Below are 434 nucleotides of genomic sequence, written 5' to 3' on the forward strand. Positions count from 1 at the left end.
TCATCACGCTGCAGTACTTCCAGCTGGTTCGTATTGGGGTTTTTATAGAAAGTAGCCCGCACATTGCCCAAATGGTCGCTCAGGTTATACTCATAACTATAGTTGCCATTACTGTTCCTTGCAATCCCTTCTTCGGTCTGGATAAAATCGATGTTATTATTTGTATATTGGATGCCATCAATATAATTGGTGGTGGTACCGCCTACCTGTTTTTGAAGCTTTTCTCCGGTAGCATTGTAAGTATAGGTTAAATTCTGGCTTCCGCTTACCGTTTGTGGTAGGTTAAGGAAATTGTATCCCAGGGTGATGTTCTTCTGGCTATCGCTGGTAAGGTTGCCATTGGCATCATAACCATAATTACTGTTGGTAAAGCCACTGATGCTGGTCAACCTGTTGCCATTGTAGCCAATATAGTTGTTCGTACCAAAATTATC

General features: G+C 41.9%; 1 pseudogene. It reads right to left on the reverse strand.

The features are described from left to right. A pseudogene (locus OQX63_RS23300) lies at positions 1 to 434 on the reverse strand (RHS repeat-associated core domain-containing protein); the annotation flags it as partial.

Origin of the sequence: Pedobacter sp. PF22-3, from assembly GCF_026239555.1 — a bacterium.
In the GTDB taxonomy this organism is placed as follows: Bacteria; Bacteroidota; Bacteroidia; order Sphingobacteriales; family Sphingobacteriaceae; genus Pedobacter.